Origin of the sequence: Pseudomonas reactans (assembly GCF_013385825.1) — a bacterium.
GTDB lineage: Bacteria > Pseudomonadota > Gammaproteobacteria > Pseudomonadales > Pseudomonadaceae > Aquipseudomonas > Aquipseudomonas reactans.
Map to the genome: position 1 here is coordinate 28,103 of NZ_JACAPG010000005.1, position 22,310 is coordinate 50,412.

The 22,310-nt window shown below is 62.4% G+C and carries 21 protein-coding genes; 4 read left to right on the top strand and 17 right to left on the bottom strand.

All coding sequences use genetic code 11. The features are described 5' to 3' along the window. Positions 1–150 precede the first annotated feature (150 nt). The 12 genes from HX868_RS04865 to HX868_RS04920 all read right to left on the bottom strand — a co-directional run bounded on the left by HX868_RS04865 (position 151) and on the right by HX868_RS04920 (position 13,895). Positions 151–1,554: an amidase gene (locus HX868_RS04865; protein ID WP_177002105.1), complete on the bottom strand. Its 1,404-nt coding sequence runs from the start codon at positions 1,552–1,554 to the stop codon at positions 151–153. Next, positions 1,551–2,819 carry a Zn-dependent hydrolase gene (locus HX868_RS04870; protein ID WP_177002106.1) on the bottom strand — a complete coding sequence of 423 codons (1,269 nt, stop codon included), beginning with the start codon at positions 2,817–2,819 and terminating at the stop codon, positions 1,551–1,553. The genes HX868_RS04865 and HX868_RS04870 overlap by 4 nt, the downstream gene beginning before the upstream one ends. A gap of 13 nt (positions 2,820–2,832) precedes the next feature. After that, complete coding sequence (locus HX868_RS04875; protein ID WP_016974863.1) at positions 2,833–3,528, bottom strand: ABC transporter ATP-binding protein; 696 nt, start codon at positions 3,526–3,528, stop codon at positions 2,833–2,835. Further along, positions 3,528–4,277 carry an ABC transporter ATP-binding protein gene (locus HX868_RS04880; protein WP_010209301.1) on the bottom strand — a complete coding sequence of 250 codons (750 nt, stop codon included), beginning with the start codon at positions 4,275–4,277 and terminating at the stop codon, positions 3,528–3,530. The genes HX868_RS04875 and HX868_RS04880 overlap by 1 nt, the downstream gene beginning before the upstream one ends. After that, positions 4,274–5,284, bottom strand: a complete 1,011-nt coding sequence (locus tag HX868_RS04885) for a branched-chain amino acid ABC transporter permease (RefSeq protein ID WP_177002107.1) — start codon at positions 5,282–5,284, stop codon at positions 4,274–4,276. The genes HX868_RS04880 and HX868_RS04885 overlap by 4 nt, the downstream gene beginning before the upstream one ends. Position 5,285: 1 nt before the next feature. Next, positions 5,286–6,146 (bottom strand): branched-chain amino acid ABC transporter permease, encoded by an 861-nt coding sequence (locus tag HX868_RS04890; RefSeq protein ID WP_016974865.1) that lies wholly within the window; start codon positions 6,144–6,146, stop codon positions 5,286–5,288. Between the two features lie 58 nt (positions 6,147–6,204). After that, on the bottom strand, positions 6,205–7,407 hold the full coding sequence (locus tag HX868_RS04895) for an ABC transporter substrate-binding protein (protein WP_177002108.1): 1,203 nt from the start codon (positions 7,405–7,407) through the stop codon (positions 6,205–6,207). A gap of 224 nt (positions 7,408–7,631) precedes the next feature. After that, a complete protein-coding gene (locus HX868_RS04900) occupies positions 7,632–8,402 on the bottom strand; it encodes a FadR/GntR family transcriptional regulator (protein WP_177002109.1) in 771 nt (256 codons plus the stop codon). Between the two features lie 107 nt (positions 8,403–8,509). Continuing rightward, complete coding sequence (locus HX868_RS04905) at positions 8,510–9,253, bottom strand: alpha/beta fold hydrolase (protein WP_177002110.1); 744 nt, start codon at positions 9,251–9,253, stop codon at positions 8,510–8,512. A 104-nt stretch (positions 9,254–9,357) separates the two neighbouring features. Further along, positions 9,358–10,761: an efflux transporter outer membrane subunit gene (locus HX868_RS04910; RefSeq protein WP_177002111.1), complete on the bottom strand. Its 1,404-nt coding sequence runs from the start codon at positions 10,759–10,761 to the stop codon at positions 9,358–9,360. Then, positions 10,754–12,724, bottom strand: a complete 1,971-nt coding sequence (locus tag HX868_RS04915; RefSeq protein WP_016974870.1) for a MacB family efflux pump subunit — start codon at positions 12,722–12,724, stop codon at positions 10,754–10,756. The genes HX868_RS04910 and HX868_RS04915 overlap by 8 nt, the downstream gene beginning before the upstream one ends. A 1-nt stretch (position 12,725) precedes the next feature. After that, positions 12,726–13,895 carry an efflux RND transporter periplasmic adaptor subunit gene (locus tag HX868_RS04920; protein ID WP_177002112.1) on the bottom strand — a complete coding sequence of 390 codons (1,170 nt, stop codon included), beginning with the start codon at positions 13,893–13,895 and terminating at the stop codon, positions 12,726–12,728. A gap of 256 nt (positions 13,896–14,151) precedes the next feature. Here HX868_RS04920 and HX868_RS04925 point away from each other — a divergent pair, with 256 nt between their 5' ends. The 4 genes from HX868_RS04925 to HX868_RS04940 all read left to right on the top strand — a co-directional run bounded on the left by HX868_RS04925 (position 14,152) and on the right by HX868_RS04940 (position 18,316). Then, positions 14,152–14,634, top strand: coding sequence for a sigma-70 family RNA polymerase sigma factor (locus HX868_RS04925; RefSeq protein WP_016974871.1), 483 nt, complete (start codon positions 14,152–14,154; stop codon positions 14,632–14,634). Between the two features lie 119 nt (positions 14,635–14,753). Further along, a complete protein-coding gene (locus HX868_RS04930) occupies positions 14,754–16,091 on the top strand; it encodes a lysine N(6)-hydroxylase/L-ornithine N(5)-oxygenase family protein (protein ID WP_016974872.1) in 1,338 nt (445 codons plus the stop codon). Between the two features lie 177 nt (positions 16,092–16,268). Then, a complete protein-coding gene (locus HX868_RS04935) occupies positions 16,269–17,489 on the top strand; it encodes a putative DNA modification/repair radical SAM protein (protein WP_016974873.1) in 1,221 nt (406 codons plus the stop codon). After that, on the top strand, positions 17,486–18,316 hold the full coding sequence (locus HX868_RS04940) for a TIGR03915 family putative DNA repair protein (RefSeq protein WP_177002113.1): 831 nt from the start codon (positions 17,486–17,488) through the stop codon (positions 18,314–18,316). Before HX868_RS04935 ends, HX868_RS04940 begins: the two co-directional genes overlap by 4 nt. 108 nt (positions 18,317–18,424) lie before the next feature. On the opposite strand, the gene HX868_RS04945 is transcribed toward HX868_RS04940, so the two are convergent. The 5 genes from HX868_RS04945 to HX868_RS04965 all read right to left on the bottom strand — a co-directional run bounded on the left by HX868_RS04945 (position 18,425) and on the right by HX868_RS04965 (position 22,097). Then, positions 18,425–18,922, bottom strand: coding sequence for an Lrp/AsnC family transcriptional regulator (locus tag HX868_RS04945; RefSeq protein WP_016974875.1), 498 nt, complete (start codon positions 18,920–18,922; stop codon positions 18,425–18,427). Positions 18,923–18,927: 5 nt separating this feature from the next. Next, entirely contained in the window at positions 18,928–19,758 is an 831-nt protein-coding gene (locus tag HX868_RS04950) for an ABC transporter ATP-binding protein (protein WP_218168558.1), read from the bottom strand. A gap of 3 nt (positions 19,759–19,761) precedes the next feature. Beyond that, positions 19,762–20,475: an ABC transporter permease gene (locus HX868_RS04955; RefSeq protein WP_177002114.1), complete on the bottom strand. Its 714-nt coding sequence runs from the start codon at positions 20,473–20,475 to the stop codon at positions 19,762–19,764. Beyond that, entirely contained in the window at positions 20,472–21,173 is a 702-nt protein-coding gene (locus HX868_RS04960; protein WP_177002115.1) for an ABC transporter permease, read from the bottom strand. The genes HX868_RS04955 and HX868_RS04960 overlap by 4 nt, the downstream gene beginning before the upstream one ends. A 144-nt stretch (positions 21,174–21,317) precedes the next feature. Next, positions 21,318–22,097, bottom strand: a complete 780-nt coding sequence (locus HX868_RS04965; protein WP_028616986.1) for an ABC transporter substrate-binding protein — start codon at positions 22,095–22,097, stop codon at positions 21,318–21,320. Positions 22,098–22,310 lie beyond the last annotated feature (213 nt).

A 22,310-nucleotide genomic window follows, 5' to 3' on the forward strand; every position in this document is an offset into this window, starting at 1 on the left:
GCCTAAGATCAAGATCAAAAGCGACTCGCTTCGCATCGTGGATACGCGGTCTTGTAGGAGCCGGCTTGCCGGCGATTGCGGTGTGTCGGTGACGGGTGAGGTGTCTGACACGGCTCCATCGCCGGCAGCCGGCTCCTACAGGTGGGCATTTCAGGTTGGGGTTTGTGGGGCTAGGAGATGCTTGCTCGGGAAGGCCTTCGCGTAGGCGTGGCACACTCGCAACACCTGCTCGTCGGCAAATCGCGCGCCTACTACATGCAAGCCTACGGGTAAGCCATTTGCCGCCAACTCGCACGGCACCGATGCCGCCGGTTGCTGCGTCAGGTTGAAAGGGTAGGTAAATGGCGTCCACTGTGTCCATTCCTGCAAGCCGGAGCCGGGTGGTACGTCGTGTCCGGCCTCGAATGCCGTGATCGGCATCATCGGCGAAACCAGCACATCGTAATGCTCATGGAACGCCGCCATGCGTGCTACCAGGGCTGCGCGTGCCTCAAGGGCCGCGCTGAAGTCGTCCAGGCTCAAACGCTCGCCGCGTTGGGCGATGCGCAGCAGGCCGGGGTCCAGCAGTTGTTTTTGTGTCTCGCTCATGGCGCCGGTCAGGCGTGCCGCGCCGGCTGCCCACAAGGTGCTGAAGACTTCCAGTGGGTCACTGAAACCGGGGTCGATCTGCTCGACATGGGCGCCCAGTTGTTCCAGGCCTCGCACCGCGTCCGCGATCACCTTGGCCACTTGTGGGTCGACCTTCACGTAACCGAAGTTCGGACTGTAGGCCACGCGCAACCCTTTCAAATCCGTACCCGGCGTCAGCCATGGTGTGGTGCGTGGCGCACCGATCAAGCCATCCCGTGCGTCCGGCTGGGCGATGGTTTGCAGCATCAAGACGCTGTCTTCCACCGTACGGGTCATCGGCCCCAGGTGCGAGAGGATCGTCATGGAGCTGGCCGGCCATTGCGGCACATAACCGAAGGTCGGCTTGATCCCGAAAGTGCCGGTAAAGGCACAGGGGATCCGGATCGAACCGCCCGCATCGCTGCCTTGGTGCAGCACCCCCAGGTTCAGCGCTGCCGCTGCCCCCGCGCCGCCGGATGAACCGCCTGCCGTGGTGCGGGTATCCCAGGGGTTGCGGGTGATGCCATACAACGGGTTGTCGGTGACGCCTTTCCAGCCGAATTCCGGGGTGGTGGTTTTGCCCAGCAGCACCGCGCCGGCCTTGCGCATGAAGGCTGGGAAGGGCGCGTCGATGTCCCACGGCCCCTCTGCGGATGAAGTGCGCGAGCCCTTGCGGGTCGGCATGCCGATGGTCAGCGTCAGGTCCTTGATCGAAGAGGGTACGCCGTCCAACGGGCCGCAGGGCTGGCCGTTGAGCCAGCGTTGTTCCGAGGCGCGCGCGGCGTTCAGCGCGCCTTGCGGGTCCACGTGGCAATAGGCATTCACCACCGGATTGAAGCGTTCGATACGCAGCAGGGCATCCTCGGTGACTTCCACCGGCGACAAGGTCTTGTCGCGAAAATGCTGCAGCAGTTGCACCGCCGTCAGTTGGCCGATCTCACTCATGCGATTTCCCCCTGCGCCGCATTGACCATGGCGCGCAGCAATACCGCGCAGCCCGCCGCCAGGTCATCCGGCGCGGCGTTTTCGATTTCGTTATGGCTGATGCCGCCTTCGCACGGTACAAATATCATCCCGGCCGGGCCCAGTTCGGCGACGAAAATCGCGTCGTGGCCGGCACCGCTGACGATGTCCATATGGCTCAAGCCCAAGGCTTTGGCGCCCTCACGTACGGCGTTCACGCAGGCCGGGGCGAAGTCCAGCGGAGGGAAGTCGGCGGTCGGGGTCAGTTCATACGCCAACCCGTGCCTGGCGGCCGTGGCCTCGATCACGCTGCGCACTTCATCAACCATGGCTTGCAGCTTGTCCGCGTGCAGATGACGCAGGTCGAGGGTCATGTGTACCTGGCCGGGAATCACGTTGCGCGAACCGGGGTGCAGGCTCAGGCAGCCGACGGTGCCGCAGGCGTGGGGTTGCTGTTGATGGGCGATGCGGTTGACCGCGCTGACCACCTCGGCAGCGCCGACCAGGGCGTCCTTGCGCAGGTGCATCGGCGTCGGGCCGGCGTGGGCTTCGACGCCGGTGAAGGTCAGGTCGAACCACTTCTGGCCCAGGCAACCCATGACCACGCCGATGGTGGTAGCCCTGTCTTCCAGCACTGGACCTTGCTCGATGTGTGCCTCGAAATACGCACCCACTGGATGGCCGAGCACGGCGCGGGAGCCGGCGTATCCAATGCGCTGCAATTCGGCGCCGACTGACAGGCCCTGGTCATCGAGCTTGTCGAGGGTGTCCTGCAAATCGAACTTACCGGCAAACACCCCGGAACCCATCATGCACGGCGGAAAACGCGAGCCTTCTTCGTTGGTCCACACCACCACTTCGATCGGCGCTTCGGTTTCAATCTTCAAATCATTCAGGGTGCGGATGACTTCCAGTCCCGCCATTACCCCGTAGCACCCGTCGAACTTGCCGCCCGTGGGTTGGGTGTCGATATGGCTGCCGGTCATCACCGGGGGCAGGGCCGGATTGCGCCCGGCGCGGCGCGCAAAGATATTGCCGATAGCGTCGACCGTGACGCTGCACCCGGCGGCCTCGCACCATTGCACAAACAGGTCGCGGGCCTGGCGGTCCAGGTCGGTCAGCGCCAGGCGGCACACGCCACCTTTGACGGTGGCGCCGAGCTGGGCCAGGTCCATCAAGGATTGCCACAGGCGGTCGCGGTTGATCAGCGGGGCGTTGCTCTTGAGCGGTTGCGCAAAACTATTCATCAGCAGTCTCCGGTCAGGCACTCAGGGCCAGGTAACGGTTTTTGATGGTCGGGTCGGCGCGGAAGGCTTCGGCGCTGCCTTCGTAGACCACGCGGCCCTGTTCAAGCACGTAATGGCGGTCGGCGAGCTTGTCGCAGACCATCAGGTTCTGTTCCACCAGCAGCACCGGCAGGCCGTCGTCCTTGACCTTGCGCAGGATCTTCACCAACTCGTCGACGATCACCGGGGCCAGGCCTTCGGTGGGTTCATCGAGGATCAGTAGCTTGGGATCGTTGAGCAGGGCGCGGGCGATGGCGAGCATCTGTTGCTCGCCACCGGACAACGCGTGGCCAGCGTTTTTGCGGCGTTCCTTGAGGCGCGGGAACATGCCGTACACGTCTTCGAGCTGCCAGCGGCTGGTCTTGCGTGCGGCGATGCGCAGGTTTTCTTCGACGGTGAGCAGGCGGAAAATCCCGCGATTTTCCGGCACCAATGCCAGGCCCTGGCGGGCAATTTCGAAGATCTTCTGGCCCACCAATGCCTGGCCGTTGAAATGGATCTGGCCCTGGCGCGGGCAGATGATGCCGAGGATGCTGCGCAAGGTGGTGGTCTTGCCAGCGCCATTGCGCCCCAGCAGCGTCACCAATTCGCCAGGGTTGACGGTCAGCGACACGCCTTCCAGCACGTGGCTCTTGTCGTAGTAGGAATGGATATTCTCAACGATCAGCATCAGGCAGCCTCCCCAAGGTAAGCGGTGCGCACGCGTTCATCGGCGCGCACGAATTCCGGCGTGCCTTCCACCAGGATCTGCCCGTGGCTCATCACCGTGATGCGTTGGCTGATGGACATGACGATGCTCATGTTGTGTTCGATCAGCAGCACCGTGTGGTCGCGGCCGAGGTCGCTGATCAACTGGGTCATGATCGGGATGTCATCGATGCCCATGCCCGAGGTGGGCTCATCGAGCATCAGCAGTTTGGGCTTGGAGCAGATCGACATGCCCACCTCCAGCACCCGCTGCTGGCCGTGGGACAACTCGCCGGCCAGGGTGTCGGCGCGGGCGGTGAGTTGCAGGCGCTCCAGTACCTGGTCGGCCATTTCCAGGTGTTCGCGCTTGCTGTCGACGCGGCGCCAGAAATTCAACGCGCGTGCACCGTCGCGGCCCTGGGCGGCCAGGCGCAGGTTTTCGCGCACGCTGAGGTTCTGGAACAGGCTGGTGAGCTGGAACGAGCGCGCCATGCCCAGGCCAACGCGGCCGTGGGCGGGCTTGCGCATCAGGTTTTTGCCGTCGAAATGAATCGCCCCGGCGGTGGCCTGGCGTTCGCCGGTGAGGCAGTGGAACAGGCTGGTCTTGCCCGCGCCGTTGGGCCCGATGATGGTATGGATAGTGCCGGCCTCGACCTTGAGGTTCACGCCGTTCACCGCATGGAACGCGCCGTAGGCCAGTTCCAGGTCTTTGGTTTCCAGCAGGATGCTCATAGCCCTTCCTCCTTGGCGACAGCGGCCGTGTTGCGATGGCCGCGTACCTTTTCGAACAGCGACGCCAGGCCGCCCCACAAACCACCGCGCATGAAGATCACCACCAGGATCAGGATCACCCCCAGCAGCATCAGCCAGCGTGGCCACAGGTCGGAGAGAAAGTCCCCGAGCAGCACGATGGAACCGGCGCCGAGCAGCGAGCCGAACAACGAGCCGGTGCCGCCGACGATGGTCATGATCAGGATGTTCTCGGACATCGCCAGGTCGATATTCGACAGCGGCACAAAGTGCAGCAGCATGGCGTACAGCGCGCCGGCAATCCCGGTGACTGCGCCGGACAACACGAAGACCAGGATCTTGAAGTGCCGCGTGTCGTAGCCGATGGCCGAGGCGCGGGTTTCGTTTTCGCGGATCGCCATCAAGGTGCTACCGAACGGTGACGCGATCACCCGGCGGGCGCCGATGAAGATCAGCAGGAACAGCACTGCGACAAAACCGTAGAAGGCACGGGCGTCGGCCAGTGACAGCAGCACGGTTTCACCCACGCGGATCTCCGGGCGCGGCACGCTGAGCAGGCCGTTGTCGCCACCGGTCCAGTCGCTGAGGGTGTAGGCGACAAAGTAGGCCATCTGGCTGAACGCCAGGGTCAGCATCACGAAGTAGATGCCGGTGCGACGGATCGCCAGGGCACCCACCAGCAACGCCAGGAAGCCACCGGCCACGGCGGCGCCGAGCAACGCCGTGAACAGGCCCAGTTGCAGGTGGATCATCAGCAACGCCGCGCAATATGCGCCGGCCCCGAAGAAGATGCCTTGGCCGAACGACAGTAGGCCGGTGTAGCCCAGCAGCAGGTTGCAGGCCAGGGCCGCCATCGCAAAGATCAGGATCTCGGTGGCCAGGGTTGCCGAGGGCAATATCAACGGTAGGCCGATCAGCACCGCCAACACCCACACCAACATCGCGCGCGATTGCGTCTTGGCAAACGGCAGGGGATTTTTCTCGCTCATGTCAGGCTCTCCCAAACAGGCCGTAGGGACGGACCAGAATCACCACGGCCATGGCGCCGTAGATCATCAGGCTCGCGCCCTGGGGCCAGAGTGTGGTCATCAGGCTTTGCACCACGCCCACCAGCAAACCGCCGACCAGCGCACCGCTGAACGAGCCCATGCCGCCGATCACCACCACCACGAAGGCCACCCCGAGAATCTCCGGGCCGACAAAGGGCTGCGCGCCGCGCAACGGGGCGAACAGCACGCCCGCGACGCCGGCCAGGGCCACGCCGAGGGCGAAGGTCATGGAGAACAGGCGGAAAATATTGGTGCCCAGCAGCGATACGGTCTCGGTGCTTTCACTGCCGGCCCGCACCAGGGCGCCGAAGCGCGTGCGTTCCAGCAGCAGCCACAGGCCCAGGCCGACCAGCCCGGAAAACACGATGAGAAACAGGCGGTAGTAGGGGTAGACGAAGTCGCCTACCACCAGCACGCCGCGCAGCAGTTCCGGCACGGCGACGCTTTTGCCCACCGGGCCCCAGATCATCACGCTGGCCTCCTGGATGATCAGCGCGATCCCCAGGGTCACCAGAATCTGGAACATGTGTGGCAAGTGATAGATCCGCTGGATCAACAACCGCTCGATGGCCCAGGCCAATGCGGCCACCACCAGCGGCGCAATCAGCAGCGCCAGCCAGAAGTTGCCGGTGAGGCTCACGGCGGTGTAGCAGATGTAGGCACCCAGCAGGAAAAACGCGCCGTGGGCGAAGTTGACGAAGTTGAGCAGGCCGAAAATGATCGTCAGCCCGACCGCGATCAGGAAGTAGATCATTCCCAATCCGAGGCCGTTGAGGATCTGGAACAGGTAAAGATTAAGCATGCAGGAACCCTCTGCAGGAGGCCGCTTGCACGGCCCTGCGCTACCAAATTCAGGGGGATCAGCCGAGCGTGCAGCCCGTGGCTTCCACCGGCGGGAACGACTGGCCGGCGCTGAGCACTTTGGCCAGGTCATCCTTGTCGGCCATGTCGGCGGTGGCCTTGCCGATCAGCAGGTAGTAATCCTTGATCACCTGGTGGTCGCCGGCGCGGATCGACTCCTTGCCGGTGGGCCCTTCGTAGCTCAGGCCCTGCAGGGCCTTGGCCACGGTCGGCCCGTCGAAGCTGCCGGTAGAAATAATGGCTTCGAGCATGACCTTGGTGCTGATGTAGTCGGCGGCCAGCGGGTAGGTAGGGTTGATGCCGTATTTGGCCTGGGTGAGCTTGACCAGTTCACGGTTGAGCGGGGTGTCGACCTGGTGCCAGTACTGCGCGCCGAGGTACACGCCTTCCAGCACATCGCTGCCCAGCTCCTGGAATTGGTCGAGCCCGGCGGACCACACCAGCAGCACTTTCATGCGTTCCTTGATCCCGAAGTTCACCGCCTGGCGCAGGGTGTTGGACGACTGGCTGCCGAAGTTGAGCAGCACCAGCACATCGGGCTTGGCGGCGATGGCGTTGGTCAGGTAACCGGAAAATTCCTGCTCCTGCAACGAGTGGTAGCTGTTGCCGATGTGTTCCAGGCCGTTTTCCTTGAGCACATTCTTCGCACCTTCGAGCAGCGCTTCGCCGAACACGTATTGCGGGGTGATGGTGTACCAGCGCTTGGCGTCCGGCAGCAGCTTGATCAGCGGCCCCATGGTTTCGCGGATCGCGCCGTAGGTGGGCACCGACCAGCGGAAGGTTGCCTTGTTGCAGTCCTTGCCGGTGACTTCATCGGCGCCCACCGGGGTCATGAACACACCGCCGACCTTGTCCACCTCCTTGGCCACCGCCAGTGCCGACGACGACAGGGTGCAGCCCTGGAAGAACCGCGCGCCGTCCTGCTGAATGGCTTCCTGCACCTTGCGCACGGCTTTACCGGCGTTGCCTTCGGTGTCGATCACCTTGTAGTTCAGCGGGCGGCCGAGCAGCTCGGGGTGCTGTTCCACCGCCAGGCGTGAACCCATGTCGGCAAACTTGCCATAGCTGGCAAAGGCGCCAGACATGGACTTGAGGCCGTAAAAGGTAAAGGGCTCGGCGGCGAATGCAGACCGGATGCTCAGCGGGAGGCTGAGGGCGGCGGCTGCGGTAAGACTGGCTTTCAACAACGTACGACGCTGCATGGGGTGACTCCCTGGTTTAGTTATTGGCAGGAGTGGCAATGGCGATACGGAGGAGCAAGAGCCTGTGGGCAGGCCTGTTATTGGTTGGGGCAAACGCTATCTCTGTAGGAGCCGGCTTGCCGGCGATGCAGGCAACTCGGTGGGTCAGTTGAACTGAGTCGATGCCATCGCAGGCAAGCCAGCTCCTACATTGATTGGGGGTCCACAGTAGGTACCGTGGTGTGTCAGTGGTTGTGGTCGAACTCCAATAGGAAGTGCGGGCTGACTTGGCCTTCAAGGGCGGTCATGTGGTGTTCGGCATCGCACATGTGTTCATGCATCAAGCTGCGCACCGCGCTTTCATCCCCGGCACGAAAGGCGATCAGCAACTGCTTGTGATAGTCCAGGTTGGCGGCGTCGAACTGCTTGCGCTTGGGCTTGTAGGCTTTTTTCAGCACCACCAGGTCGCGCAGTAGATCGTTGAGGAACTGCGCCATGAAACTCAGCAACGGGTTGGGGCAGGCCTTGGCCAGCAGGTTGTGGAATTCCAGTTCCGCCAGGCGCTGTTCACGCTGGCCGGCTTCGCTGTCTTCGGGCGCGCTGCAAAAATCCACGTTGTCTTGCAGGGCCTGGTAGTCGTCTTCGCTCAAGCGCCCGAGCACCGATACCGCCAGTTCCACCTCGATGACTTTACGCAGTTGGTACACCTGTTCGCCGTCCAGGTGCTGGAAGTGCAGGTAGTTGCGCAACGCGCGGCTGGCCGGTTCGGTACCGGCCTGGTTCAGGTAGGCGCCTCCGCTGGGCCCGGTGCGAGTGCTCACCAGGCCTTCCACTTCCAGCGCCTTGAGCGCTTCGCGGGCCGAACCTTTAGAACACTGGAAGCTTTCCATCAGCTCGCGTTCGGTGGGCAGGCGGTCGCCGGGCTTCAAGGCGTCGGTGACGATGGAGCGCTTGACCGACTCGACAATCACATCGGACAGCTTCTGGCGTTTGCGTCGTAGCGGGCGGCTTAGCATAGGTTCGATTTATCGTATTAATGCGGATAAATAGCACTTAATAACGATCGGGCTGCAGCGTCAACGGCGAGTGTCGTTTTCGATGGCAACAGGTCGCAATCGGGTGGCTAGTCACCGTTGCCCGAATCCAGGCAACGCGTGGACCTCGGTGGCTGCTTGCCGAACACCAGAAAATCCCCCACCCAGCGATTGATGCAACTGTTGGTGTCTTGTTTGGCCGTATCTTTCAGGCGCAGTTGTTCAACGTGGGTCGCTGGCGATTCGAGCTGCTGCGCATTGACCAGTATCATGCGCGCCACCCGTTCGGGGAACAGGGCGGCGTAACGGCTGCCCAGGCGGGCGGCATCGGCATTGCCCAAGTAGAGCAGTTGGGCGTCGCCCAGTTGGGTGCGGACAAACTCCAGGTCCTGAGCGGACTGTTCGATTCCATTGTCGTTGCCGAGATCGCGAGGGCTGAGTTCGATCACGTCGTAGCGGTTGACCAGTGTGCGATATGCCGTGTTGGAGTAGGAGCCCCAGAGGCTGCTCAGCTGAATGACAAAGGTGCCGCCTCGATCGCGTTTAGGCGCGTCGCCGGGCAGGGCAAACACCACGCCTTCGCGGTTCAACGGGTCACGGGCGCCGACGCGGGTCAGGTAGAGGCGCAGGTTGCCTTGCCGGGGCGCAGCATAATTGCGCGGTACGCTCACGACCCCGCATTGGGTGCGTTCCAGCACTTCGGGGTCCAGGCGTTCAACTGTTGGGAAGGGGCAATCCAGCAGCCAGTCAATGGCGGTGGGGGGAATCAGTTCTTGGGCAGCGCTTGCCGTCACCCAGAGGCAGGCGCACGTCAGGTATTTTGCGACAATCATCAAGAGGTCCTGGGCAACCGTGTGAGTACGGTTTTTTTACCAAGGACCTTTGCTCGAAGAATGTAAGGCAATAAGACAGTTGGTGTACGAAAGCGGAGTTTTGTTTATCGGATCTGCGTCTGCCAGCCGCCACCCAGGGCTTTGTACAAGGCGATACTGGCCTGCAGGCGCGACAGTCGCAATTGCACGTTCTGGTCTTGGGCCGCGTACAGCGTGCGCTGGGTTTCCAGTACCGTGAGCAGGTCTTCGGCGCCTGCCTGGTAGCGGCTTTCAGCAATCTGGAAGGCGGTCTGTGCCTGTTGCAGTTCTTCGCTTTGCCATTCGCGCTGCTGGTCGAGACGGGTGATGCTGCTGAGGGATTTTTCCACGTCGGCAAAACCGTTGATGATTGCGCCGCGATAGGTTTGCAACAGCTCATCCTGGCGCGCGCGGGCCTTGTCGCGTTCAGCACTTAAACGGCCGTTGTTGAAGATCGGCGCCACCAGCCCAGCGGTCAGCGTGTAGTAAGGGCTGCGCAGGATATCCACGGCCTTGTAGGCGTCGGAACCCAGGGTCGCGCCGAGGGTGATGGCGGGCAGCATGGCCGCGCGGGCCACCGTGACGTCGGCTTGCGCCGCCGCCAGTTGCGCCTCGGCCTTGGCGATATCGGGACGGCGGCTGAGCAATTGACTGGGCATGCCAGCGCCGATGGCAGGCCAGATCAAGGCTTGAAACGGTTCGCTGCCAAGGTCCAGGGCTTGTACTGGTTGGCCGAGGAGGGCAGCCAGCGTGATCCGCGACTCTTCGGTCAACTGCTGGATCAGCGGCAGTTGGCGTTGCTGGCTGGCCACCAGGCTTTTTTGCTGGGCCAGTTCCAGGGCGGTGGCGGAGCCGGCGTCATAGCGGGTCTGCACCAGGTCGAGCACGTTACGCGCATTGGCCAGGTTCAGTTCTGCAATCTGCTGGCGCTGCTGCGCGGCAAGGGTCTGTGCGTAGCGGTCGGCCACGCTGCTGAGCAAGGTCAGCTCTACGGTGGCCTGGTCAAACTCGCTGGCGCGCAGCGTCTGCAGGGCGCTGTCGCGGGCGGCGGCGCGGCCGCCCCAGAAATCCACTTCGTAGCTGGCGGTGAGGTTGGCGCCAAAGTTGTCGACGGCGTCATTACTTTGTGACGCGTCAAGGTCCGGTCCACCCGGGCCCCGTAACAATTTCTGACGGCTGGTGGTGAGGTTGAGCTTCACTTCCGGCAACAGCGGCGCACCCGCGATCACTGCGCTGGCTTGGGCCTGACGCACGCGTGCGGTGGCGGCGGCGACGTCGAAACTGTCACGCCGTGCCTGGTCCACCAGGCGGTTGAGTTGCGGGCTGCCAAACTGTGTCCACCATTGCTGGTTGGTGGCTTGGGCAGCATCGCGTTCGGCAAATTGCCAGGCGGCAGGCGCTGCAATCCCGCTGTCGAGCGCGGGCGGGTTGCCGGTGCAGGCGCTGAGTAACACGCACAAGGCAGGCAGGTAGAAGGACTGTTTATTCACTGGTCAACGCCTTAACCGGATCGAGCCGGGCAGCTTTACGGGCCGGCATGAAGCCGAATACGACACCGGTGACGAGTGCGCAACCAAAGGCGCCAAACACCGCCAAAAGGGAGAACTGCACCGCCACCTTGGCCAGTACCAGCACGCCACCGACCAACAGCGCCAGGGCGATGCCGCACAGCCCGCCGACCACCGAGAGCATCACCGCTTCCGTGAGGAACTGACGCAGGATGTCGCGCTGGCGTGCGCCGGTGGCCATGCGGATGCCGATTTCACGGGTACGCTCGCGTACGGTCATCAGCATGATATTCATCACGCCGATCCCGCCCACCAGCAGGGAAATGGCCGCAATCGAACCGAGCATCAATGACAGCGTGTTCTGCGTGCGGGCCTCGGCCTGGATCATCGCCGCGTTATTGGTCAGCTCATAGTCGCGCTTGCCGTTGTGCAGCTTTTGCATCAATTGGTCGATGGCGACCTCGGCTTCGTGGACCTTGCGCGCATCCGCCGCCGCGATCACCACATACTCGGGGTTGTAGCTGCCGAACAGGCGCACGCTGGCGGCCGTGTATGGGATGGCGACGCGGTCGTCACTGTCCTTATTGCCGGACGCGGCGCCTTTTTCCGCCAGCACGCCGATCACTTGGAACGGTACGTTTTCAATCAGGATGTACTGGCCGAGTGGGTTGACCTCGCCCTTGAACAGCTTCTCGCGCACGCGATGACCGATCACCGCCACGGTGGCGGCGGCACGCTCGTCGGCGGCCGTGAAATAACTGCCCTCGACCACCGGCCAATTGAAGATCTCCGGGAAATTGGTGTCATTGCCGCCCACGTAGGCCATGTAGTCCACGTTGCCGTAACGCACCCCGACTTCGCTGCCGTTGACCGGCATGATGTGCTTCACCTGGGGCAGGGCCGCCAGCGCGTGGACGTCATTGAGGGTGACAATGCCCAGCGGTGTACGTGGGTTCGGCGACGAGCCACTGAGGTAAATGATGTTGGAGCCGAACGCGCCCATCTGTGCCATGACCTGGCGCTTGCTGCCTTCGCCCACCGCCAGCATCACCACCACCGACGCCACGCCGATGATGATCCCTAGCAGGGTCAGCGCGGTGCGGAAACGGTTGATCCACATCACCCGCCAGGCGGCTTGCACCGCGTCCACCAGTTCGGCTTTCCACGCGCCATTGTGTTCGGCACCGTCGGCCAGGCGTTGGCGCAGGTCCACGGCTTGCAGGGCGCCGTTCGCTAGTGCTGGTGCAACGTCGTTGCCGTCGGCCGAATCGCTGATGATCAAGCCATCGCGAATCTCGATGATGCGATTGGCCCGCGCCGCCACTTCGCGGTCGTGGGTAATCAGGATCACCACGTGGCCCTGGCTGGCGAGTTCATCGAGCAGGGTCATGACCTCGGCGCCGCTGTGGCTGTCGAGGGCGCCGGTGGGTTCGTCGGCGAGGATGATATGCCCGCCGTTCATCAACGCACGGGCAATGGACACCCGCTGTTGCTGGCCGCCGGAAAGCTGGTGCGGGCGATTGCCGGTGCGCTCGGCCAGGCCCAGGCGCGTGAGCAGAGCGTTGGCGCGGGCATGGCGCTCGGCGGCGCTGATACCGGCGTAGATCGCCGGCATCTCGACGTTTTCCTGGGCCGAGCCCGACGGGATCAGGTGGTAGCCCTGGAACACGAAGCCAAAGGCTTCGCGGCGCAGCCAGGCGAGTTCGTCGCTGTCCAGGTGGGCGACGTTTTCCCCGGCGAACAGGTAGTCGCCTGTGCTTGGACGGTCGAGGCAGCCGAGGATATTCATCAACGTGGATTTGCCGGAGCCCGAGGCACCGACGATGGCGACAAATTCCCCGGCATGGATCGACAGGTCGATGCCGCGCAACACGTCGACCTGCGGGCTGTCGCCGCCGCCGTAGGATTTGCGGATGTGCTTGAGTTCGATCAGGGGCGTGGTCAACTCAACCCCCGTTGCCGTCGGCCGGGCCGATCAGCAGGTGATCGCCTTCGCTCAAACCGTCCAGCACCTGAACGCGCAGGCGGTCGCTGATGCCCACCCGCACCTGGCGCTGCTCGATTCGGCCATTCTTGCCCACGACCTGGGCGATCTGCTCGTTGGGGTTCGCCGTGCCCGATAACGCGGCGACCGGCGCGGTGAGGGCGTCCTTGACCTGGCTGGCGACGAAGAATACCTGGGTGGTCATTTCGGCCATCAACGCGTTGTCGCTGTTGTCCACATCCAACAGCACGGTGTACAGCACCACGCGGCCGCTGCCGCTTTTGCTGGTGCTGTTGGGGCTGCCGCTGCCCTGGGTTTCATTCAATGGCTTGGGCGGGATCGGCAGGATTTGGCGCACGGTGCTGGTCCAGCGCCGGTTACCGCCGCTCAACGTAGTGAAATAGGCGGTCATGCCCGGTTTGACGTGGCCGATATCGGCTTCCGAGACCTCAGCCCACACCGTCATCGGTGACAATTTGGCGATGCGCAGGATCAGCGGCGTCTGCTGCTGGGCGTTGAGGGTCTGGCCGACCCGCGCGTCCACCGCGACCACGGTGCCGGTCATCGGCGCGTAGATGCGCGTGTAGCCCAATTCAGCTTCGTCACTGCGCAGGCTGGCCTGGGCTTGCTGGATTTGCGCCTGGAACATGTCGACCCGGGCCTGGGTGGCGCTCAGCTCGGCCTTGGCGGTTTGAACGTCTTCTTCACGGGTGGCGTTGCCGGCGGCCAGGCGTTGCTGGCGCTGGTACTTTTGGCGAGCCAGTTCGTGCTGGGCCTTTTGTTCCTGCAACTGGGCCTTGAGGTTTTCGATGGCGTAGCGGCTGGCGTCCAGCTTGGCTTTTTGCGTGGACGGGTCGATCTCCACCAGCAACTGACCTTCGTGGACCTGGTCGCCAGCCTCGACGTGGATCTTGCGGATTTGTCCGGAGGCCTGGGCGCCTACGTCCACATACCGGCGCGGCTGCAGGGTGCCGAGGGCGGTCACGCTGTTTTCGATACTGCCGCGGGTAACGGTGACGGTGGTGAGGGTGTCACGCCCCGGCGGCAGCACTTGCCAGGCCGCGATGGCGAAAATGGGGATCAGGCACGCGATAACAAGCAAGGCGCGTCGGGCAGGTCGAGGGCGTTTCATGCTTTGGTTCCAGCCAGGAAAGTTCGGACCGCAGTTGCGGGGAGCTGACAAGTAAACGAGAGAATTGCGCGGGGATTTAGGCGGTTACATAAGCAGTTACAGCTCCCTTGAAGAAAAAATATCATCCGTTGATGCAAGTCTGCTTTAAAAGTAGATGAGAATTACTATAAATTGCAGGCACTCAAACTGCCATCATCTGAAGGCTGTCTTTATTTGCACCCAGGGACCTAATGCCGCCACCCGGCGGTCGGGAGTCATGTTGGAAAACTACTATCGCGAGCTGGTGTGTTTCCTCAACGCCAAGCTGGGCAACCGTCAGGTGGCCGAGGATGTGGTGCATGACGCTTATGTCCGGGTGCTGGAGCGTTCCAGCGACACGCCCATCGAACAACCCCGTGCCTTTTTATACCGTACCGCGCTCAACCTGGTGATCGACGGCCATCGGCGCAATGCCTTGCGCCAAGTCGAACCCCTGGACGTGCTGGATGCCGAAGAACGCTTTGCCAGCAGTTCGCCACACACCAACCACGACCACGGCCAACGCCTGGAACTGCTCGAACGCGCCCTGGCCGAGCTGCCGGCGGCCTGTCGCGACAGCTTCCTGTTGCGCAAGCTCGAAGGCCTGACCCATCTGCAGATCGCTGAACGCCTGTGTATTTCCCGCGCCTTGGTGGAGAAACACATCGTCAACGCCATGAAGCACTGCCGGGTGCGGATGCGCGAGTGGGAAGCGCACTGATCAATGATCAGTTAAATTTTATTTCACTGTCCTCGTTTCCTATCAACACACGGCCTGTTGTTCAGGTCTTGAAGGTATTCCCGCCCCACCGCCAAGGGGCTTATCCAGAGGACACTGGAATGACACAGGCAATTGCTTCGCCCGCGGTTCACGACCTGATCGGTATCGGTTTCGGCCCTTCGAACCTGGCGCTGGCCATCGCCCTGCAGGAGCGCGAAAAGGCCCAGGGCAAACTGGACGTGCTGTTTCTCGACAAACAGGCTGACTACCGCTGGCACGGCAATACCCTGGTGACCCAGAGCGAACTGCAGATCTCGTTCCTCAAGGACCTGGTGACCCTGCGCAATCCCACCAGCCCGTATTCCTTCGTCAACTACCTGAAAGCCCACGACCGCCTGGTGGACTTCATCAACCTGGGCACCTTCTACCCGTGCCGCATGGAGTACAACGACTACCTGCGCTGGGTCGCCGGGCAGTTCCAGGCCCAGGCGCGCTATGGCGAGGAAGTGCTGGCCATCGAGCCGATCCTGCACCAGCAGCAGGTTGAAGCGCTGCGCGTGATTTCCCGCGATGCGCTGGGTGAGCAACATGTGCGCACCACCCGTTCGGTGGTGGTCAGCGCCGGCGGCACGCCGCGTATTCCTGAAGCGTTCAAGGCGCTCAAGGGCGACAGCCGGGTGTTCCATCATTCCCAGTACCTGGAGCGCATGGCCAGCCAGCCGTGTGTCGAGGGCAAGGCCATGCGCATCGCCATCATCGGCGGTGGCCAGAGCGCGGCGGAAGCCTTCATCGACCTGAACGACAGCTTCCCGTCGGTGCAGGTCGACATGATCCTGCGCGGTTCGGCGCTCAAGCCAGCGGATGACAGCCCGTTCGTCAACGAAGTGTTCTCGCCGGCCTTCACCGACCTGGTGTTCCAGCAAGAGGGCGCCGAGCGTGAGCGTTTGGTCGCCGAGTATCAGAACACCAACTATTCGGTGGTGGACCTGGACCTGATCGAGCGTATCTACGGCATCTTCTACCGCCAGAAAGTCTCCGGCATAGCACGCCAGGCGTTCCGCACCATGACCGTGGTCGAGAAAGCCACCCCAGGCCCGCTGGGCATTGAATTGGTGCTGCGCAACAACGCCAACGGCGACACCAGCATCAACCACTACGACGCGGTAATCCTGGCCACTGGCTATGAGCGCCAGACACACCGCGCCTTGCTCGCGCCGCTGGAAGACTACCTGGGTGACTTCGAAGTCGCGCGCGACTACCGCATCGTCACTGACGAGCGTTGCAACGCGGGCATCTACATCCAAGGCTTCAGTCAGGCCAGTCACGGCTTGAGCGATACCTTGCTGTCGGTGCTGCCGATTCGCGCGGATGAGATTGCCGCGTCGTTGTATGCGCTGGACCGTGGGCGCGGCAAGGGGCGTTCGGTGCAGGACCTGCTCCTGGCAACTGCCAGCTAATACTCACCCCCTCTGCAGCAGCGAGCTTGCTCGCGAAAAACGTCCAGACGACGCGTTCATTCTGAATGGCTGCGTTATCGTTGACGATCTTCGCGAGCAAGCTCGCTCCTACAGACGGCACTTGTGGCAAGGAGTGGCTATTGGTACTGTACAAAAAACCAGTATCGGTAACCCTCCATGCAGTTGATCGAAAAACTCAGCATTCTCGCCGACGCCGCCAAGTACGATGCGTCCTGCGCCAGCAGTGGCGCACCCAAGCGCAGCTCCGAAGGCAAGGCGGGGCTGGGGTCTACCGATGGCATGGGCATCTGCCACAGCTACACCCCTGACGGGCGCTGCGTGTCATTGCTCAAGGTGTTGCTCACCAACTTCTGTCTCTACGACTGCCAATACTGCGTCAACCGCCGCTCCAGCGACGTGCCCCGTGCGCGTTTCAGCCCGGAGGAGGTGGTCACCCTGACCCTGGATTTCTACCGGCGCAATTGCGTCAGCGGGCTGTTTCTCAGTTCCGGCATCATCCGTTCGTCCGACTACACCATGGAGCAGTTGGTGCGGGTCGCCAAACTGCTGCGTGAAGAACATGACTTTCGCGGCTATATCCACCTCAAGACCATTCCCGATGCCGACCCGGCGCTGATCGCCGAAGCCGGAAAGTATGCCGATCGCCTGAGCGTGAACATCGAACTGCCCACCGAGGCCAGCCTGCAGACCCTGGCGCCGGAAAAAAAGATCGTGTCGATCAAGCAGGCCATGCAGACCATCTATACCGGCGAGCAGACGGTCCGTAACGAACCGCGCGCGCCGCGTTTTGCCCCGGCCGGGCAGAGCACGCAACTGATCGTCGGCGCGGATGACACCGATGACAGCACCATCCTCCACGGTGCCGAGGCGTTGTACGGCAACTTCAAGCTGCGCCGCGTGTATTACTCGGCATTCAGCCCCATCCCCAACAGCCCGAAAAGCGTGCCCCTGGCCGCGCCTCCGTTAATGCGTGAACATCGCTTGTACCAGGCTGATTTCCTGCTGCGCAGCTACGGTTTCAACGCCAATGAACTGTTCAAAGGTCCCGGCCACCTGGCGCTGGATATCGACCCCAAGTTGGCCTGGGCCCTGGAAAACCGTGAGGTGTTCCCCCTGGACCTGAACCGGGCCGAACCGACCTTGATCGCGCGTATCCCAGGCATCGGCCTGCGCACCACCCAGCGCCTGGTGGACCTGCGCCGCGAGCGCAAGATTCGCTTCGAAGACCTGGCGCGCATGCGCTGCGTGCTGGCCAAGGCCAAGCCGTTTTTCATCACCAGTGACTACCACCCGCAACAGGCCGACAGCACCAGCGTGTTGCTGCGCGAACAACTGCGTGACCGTCCGCAGCCGCAGCAAATGGGGTTGTGGGGATGATCAGCCTGGAATGCAACAACCTGTTCAGCACCTGGCGCGAGCAGGCGCGCTGGCTGCTGAGCCATCAGGTCGACCCCAGCCAGGTTAGCTGGGGCGAGGCCGAGGTGGCCGACCTGTTTGCCACCGACGTAGCGATTCCGGAAGGCTCGGGGCCTTACCAGACGCGAGTGCCCAAGGCCCTGTTGGAGTTGCTGGAGTCGGCCGCCTGTTACCACGGCGAACAGCGCTGGAGCTTGTTGTATGAAGTGTTGTGGCGCGTCAGTCATGGTGACCGCACGGCAATGCTGGCGGGGGACAAGCTGGGCAGTGAGTTGCAGCGGCGGATCAAGCAGGTCAGCCGTGAGGCACACCATCTGCATGCGTTTGTGCGGTTTATCGCGTTACCCGTCGAGGCGGGGCCGGAATTGCCCGAGTACGTCGCCTGGCATGAGCCTGCCCACGACATCCTGAAATCGGCCAGCCAGCATTTCATCGGGCGCATGGGGCGCCATCGCTGGATGATCGCCACGCCGTTGGACGGGGTGTATTACGACGGTGAGCAGTTGATTCATCAGCGCGAGTGCCCCGAGGCGTGGCGGCAATTGGCGCAGAATGTCGAAGACCCCCACAGTGCGATGTGGCTGACCTACTACAGCCACATCTTCAATCCGGCGCGCTTGAACCCCAAGGTGATGGAAGGGCATCTGCCCAGCCGGTTCTGGAAGAATCTGCCAGAGGGCAAGTTGATACCGGGGTTGATCAGCGAGGCGCGTACCGGGAAGCAACGGGATGGACAGGCGAAGCTGATTGGCACCAAGCCTGGCAAACGCATCAACACCCCCCTGTAGGAGCCGGCTTGCCGGCGATGAGGCCTTTGAGATGGCTGCCGTATTCAAGGCCGCCATCGCCGGCAAGCCGGCTCCTACAAGGGGATGTAGTGTTGGGTGGACTGGGTTTCAGGCCAGTTCGGTAGCGGTGTTCTTCACCACCGCCAACTCCGGATGCGCCACCAACTTATCAATGTGCAACTCATCATTGTTCAACCAGGTCTCCGTCAGCACCCGGTAATGCTCCATGTCCCGGCAGCGCATGCGCAGGCTGTAGTCAAACGGGCCGCTGATCAACTGGCATTCGAACACCTGCGGGCAAGCCTTCACACACGCTTCGAAAGCCTTCTGCGCCGAGCGCCCGCTCTGGTTCGACAAGGCCACCAGCACCAGCAACGACAGGCCTGGCGAGACCATCTGCACATCGATGATCGCCCCATACCCACGGATCACCCCGCGTCGTTCCAGTTTGCGCACCCGTTCCAGGCAGGGCCTGGGCGTGAGGTGCACCAGCGACGAGAGCTTTTCGTAGGTGATACGCCCCTGGTGGCGTAGGACTTCGATGATGGCTTCATCGATGCGGTCCAGCGCGGGGGAAGAATGGGGTCCGTTGGCCTTGGTATCCATGGGTTTCACTTCAAACGGTTGGAAAGAAATTGCTGCAAGCGTTCGCTGGTGGGGTGGTCGAGGATCCTGGCGTCGCCGTGTTCCTCAACCCGGCCCTGGTGCAAGAACAGCACTTGGCTGGACACCTGGCGGGCAAAGCCCATTTCGTGGGTGACCATCAGCATGGTACGACCTTCCTCGGCCAACGTCTGTATGACTTTGAGGACTTCTCCTACAAGTTCTGGGTCGAGTGCAGACGTCGGTTCATCGAACAGTATGATCTCCGGCTCCATCGCCAGCGCCCGCGCGATGGCCACGCGCTGTTGTTGGCCACCGGAGAGGAACGCCGGGTATTGATCCGCCACGCGGCCCGGCAGGCCGACCTTGTCCAAATACATCCGTGCGCGTTTTTCCGCTTCGGCGGCGCTCACGCCCAGCACCCGGCGCGGGGCCATGGTGATGTTTTCCAGCACGGTCATGTGGCTCCACAGGTTGAAGTGCTGGAACACCATGGCCAGGCGCGTGCGCAGGTTCTGCAATTGATCTTGATGCGGCGCACGGGTGCCGGCGCGGCCCTGGCGCATTTCGATGCTGATGCCGTCCAGGGTGATCACCCCGGCGTCCGGCTGTTCGAGGAAATTGATGCAGCGCAGCATCGTGCTTTTGCCCGAGCCGCTGGCGCCGATCAGGCTGATCACGTCGCCATGGCGCGCATTCAGGGAAACGCCCTTGAGCACTTCGTGTTCGCCGTAGCGTTTGTGGATGCCTTCGACTTGCAGCTTGATGGCGGCGGTGGCGGGTTTGGCCACGGGTTCATCAACGGGATAAGCGGCCAGGGCCTGCGCGGACTGATTCATGGGTTAGCCTCGGGTAGGAACAAGAAAACGCATCCAGCGACGTTCGGCCAGTCGGAACAGGCCCACCAGTGCAAAGGACAGCAGCATGTAGAGCAGGGCAGCGATGCCGAACGCCTGGAACGTCAGGAAGGTTTCGGCATTGGCGTCGCGGGCCACCTTGAGGATGTCAGCCACGGTGGCGGTAAACGCCAGGGACGTGGCGTGCAGCATCAGGATCATTTCGTTGCTGTAGGCCGGCAATGCGCGGCGCAGTGCGGCGGGCACCACCACGAACAGGTTGAGACGCCAGCCGTGCAGGCCGTACGCGCGGGCCGCTTCGATTTCGCCATGGGGAATATTGCGGATCGCCCCGGCGAAGATTTCCACGGTGTAGGCGCAGGTGTTGAGCACAAAGGCCAGCAGCGTGCAGTTCAGCGCATTGCGGAAAAACTGGTTGAGCAGGGCGTTGTCCTGCACCACTTCGAGGCTGTACAGCCCGGTGTAGCAAATCAGCAACTGGATATACAACGGCGTGCCGCGAAACAGGTAGGTGTAGACCTCCACCGGCCAGCGCACCCAGAAGTGCTCGGAAACCCGCGCAAGCGCCAACGGGATCGACAGGAAAAAACCGAACACGACAGAGATGATGAACAGCCACAACGTCATCGCTACGCCGGACAACCCCGCGCCATCGCTGAACAGATAGGCCAGGCCGTATTGCTGGAACAGTTCGATCATCGCGCCATCCCCTTGATGCCGAGGTTGTAGCGCCGTTCGAGGCGCTTGAAGATGCGGTTGGACAGGGTGGTGATCACCAGGTACACCAGGCCGGCGAGGATCAGAAAGTACAGCGGCTCGTTGGTGGTCTTGCCGGCATTTTGTGCGGCCTTGACCAGGTCCGACAGGCCGATGATCGACACCAGCGCGGTGGACTTGAGCAGCACCAGCCAGTTATTGCCCAGGCCCGGCAGGGCAAAGCGCATCAGTTGCGGGAACAGCACCAGGTGAAAGCGCTGCCAGCGGCTCAGGCCATAGGCGGTTGCCGCTTCCAGTTGGCCGGCCGGCACGCTGAGGATCGCGCCCCGGAAGTTCTCGGTGAAATACGCGCCGTAGATAAAACCCAGGGTGACGACGCCCGCGGTAAACGGGTCGATTTCAAAGTAATCCCAGCCGAACACTTCGCTCAGGTCGTTGAGCCACAGTTGCAGGCTGTAGAAAATCAGCAGGATCAGCACCAGGTCCGGCACGCTGCGGATCAGCGTGGTGTAGAGCGTGGCCGGTACGCGCAGCCATTTGGCGCTGGAGAGCTTGGCGCCGGCGGCGATCAGGCCCAGGGCTAGGCTCAAGGCTAGGGCCAGGAATGACAGCTTGAGCGTCATCCAGGCGCCTTGGGCCAGCATCGGGCCGTAGCCCTGCAGGTTGAGGAGTTCATTCATGGGGAGGAAGATCTCTTTTATGTAGGAGCGAGCTTGCTCGCGAAAAACTCAAGGGCGCCGCGTTTATGTTGGTTGCACGCGTTATCGTTGGCGATTTTCGCGAGCAAGCTCGCTCCTACAGGGGGCTTTTGCGTGGCACGGACGTTATTCGTTGTAGATGTCCTGATCGCCGAAGTACTTCTTTTGGATCTGTGCGTAGGTGCCATCGGCCTGGACGGCGGCGATGCCCTTGTTGATCAGCGCGCGCAGCTCCTGGTCGTTCTTGCGCAGGCCCATGGCGATGTCCAGCGGCAGGGTCGGGTCCTTGAAGGCCGGGCCGGTCTTGAAGTCGGCGCCTTCGGGCTTGGACAGGAAGTTGAGCTGGGCTTCGAGCTTGTCGGTCAGGGTCGCGTCGAGTCGGCCGTTCTGCAGGTCGGCGTAGTTCTGGTCTTGGGACTGATACGCCTTGATCTGCGCGCCGAGTTTTGCCAGGTGCGCACGGGCATAGGCCTCTTGCAGCGAGCCCTGTAACACGCCGACTTGCTTGCCCTTCAGGGATTCCGGCGTGTCGCCGAAGTCGGCGCTTTTGCGCGTGATCACCGAAGTGGGGCTGAGGAACAGACGATCACTGAAGTCGATGATTTTTTCGCGGGCCGGGGTCACGGCCATGGAGGACATGATCGCGTCGAACTTGCGTGCGCGCAGGGCCGGGATCATGCCGTCGAATTCGTTGTGCACCCAGGTGCATTTCACTTCCAGCTTGGCGCAGATGGCGTTGCCCAACTCGATATCGAAGCCTTGCAGGCTGCCATCGGCGGCGACGGATTCGAAGGGGGGATACTCGGGGAATACGCCGAAGCGGATTTCTTTCCAGTCCTGGGCGTGGGCGGCGGTGGCGCAGAGTGGCAACAGCAACGCGGCGAAGAGTGATCGCAGTGGAGTCATGTGAAGTCCCTATATTTTGTAATTGATGTCAGGGCAGTAATCGAATTGAAACAAATCGTTCTTATTGGGGGGAGAGGATGCTCCATGGTGGTGCGTTTTTTGTGTCGTTTACCCCTCGCATAAAGCGCGAATTGCGCTGTTAATCCGTGTAATGCAGCGGAATCGGCTGAGACGCCCGCTGAATCGGCTTTTTATGACGGTGAATCTGGCCCG

Excerpts from the sequence above, each read along its gene's own strand:
- HX868_RS04925 (WP_016974871.1), top strand. The coding sequence starts at position 14,152 with ATGTTGGAAAACTACTATCGCGAGCTGGTGTGTTTCCTCAACGCCAAG.
- HX868_RS04960 (WP_177002115.1), bottom strand. The coding sequence starts at position 21,173 with ATGAATGAACTCCTCAACCTGCAGGGCTACGGCCCGATGCTGGCCCAA.
- HX868_RS04965 (WP_028616986.1), bottom strand. The coding sequence starts at position 22,097 with ATGACTCCACTGCGATCACTCTTCGCCGCGTTGCTGTTGCCACTCTGC.
- HX868_RS04900 (WP_177002109.1), bottom strand. The coding sequence starts at position 8,402 with ATGCTAAGCCGCCCGCTACGACGCAAACGCCAGAAGCTGTCCGATGTG.
- HX868_RS04880 (WP_010209301.1), bottom strand. The coding sequence starts at position 4,277 with ATGAGCATCCTGCTGGAAACCAAAGACCTGGAACTGGCCTACGGCGCG.
- HX868_RS04945 (WP_016974875.1), bottom strand. The coding sequence starts at position 18,922 with ATGGATACCAAGGCCAACGGACCCCATTCTTCCCCCGCGCTGGACCGC.
- HX868_RS04885 (WP_177002107.1), bottom strand. The coding sequence starts at position 5,284 with ATGAGCGAGAAAAATCCCCTGCCGTTTGCCAAGACGCAATCGCGCGCG.
- HX868_RS04950 (WP_218168558.1), bottom strand. The coding sequence starts at position 19,758 with ATGAATCAGTCCGCGCAGGCCCTGGCCGCTTATCCCGTTGATGAACCC.
- HX868_RS04865 (WP_177002105.1), bottom strand. The coding sequence starts at position 1,554 with ATGAGTGAGATCGGCCAACTGACGGCGGTGCAACTGCTGCAGCATTTT.
- HX868_RS04895 (WP_177002108.1), bottom strand. The coding sequence starts at position 7,407 with ATGCAGCGTCGTACGTTGTTGAAAGCCAGTCTTACCGCAGCCGCCGCC.
- HX868_RS04875 (WP_016974863.1), bottom strand. The coding sequence starts at position 3,528 with ATGCTGATCGTTGAGAATATCCATTCCTACTACGACAAGAGCCACGTG.
- HX868_RS04890 (WP_016974865.1), bottom strand. The coding sequence starts at position 6,146 with ATGCTTAATCTTTACCTGTTCCAGATCCTCAACGGCCTCGGATTGGGA.
- HX868_RS04935 (WP_016974873.1), top strand. The coding sequence starts at position 16,269 with ATGCAGTTGATCGAAAAACTCAGCATTCTCGCCGACGCCGCCAAGTAC.
- HX868_RS04920 (WP_177002112.1), bottom strand. The coding sequence starts at position 13,895 with ATGAAACGCCCTCGACCTGCCCGACGCGCCTTGCTTGTTATCGCGTGC.
- HX868_RS04930 (WP_016974872.1), top strand. The coding sequence starts at position 14,754 with ATGACACAGGCAATTGCTTCGCCCGCGGTTCACGACCTGATCGGTATC.
- HX868_RS04955 (WP_177002114.1), bottom strand. The coding sequence starts at position 20,475 with ATGATCGAACTGTTCCAGCAATACGGCCTGGCCTATCTGTTCAGCGAT.
- HX868_RS04870 (WP_177002106.1), bottom strand. The coding sequence starts at position 2,819 with ATGAATAGTTTTGCGCAACCGCTCAAGAGCAACGCCCCGCTGATCAAC.
- HX868_RS04940 (WP_177002113.1), top strand. The coding sequence starts at position 17,486 with ATGATCAGCCTGGAATGCAACAACCTGTTCAGCACCTGGCGCGAGCAG.
- HX868_RS04905 (WP_177002110.1), bottom strand. The coding sequence starts at position 9,253 with ATGATTGTCGCAAAATACCTGACGTGCGCCTGCCTCTGGGTGACGGCA.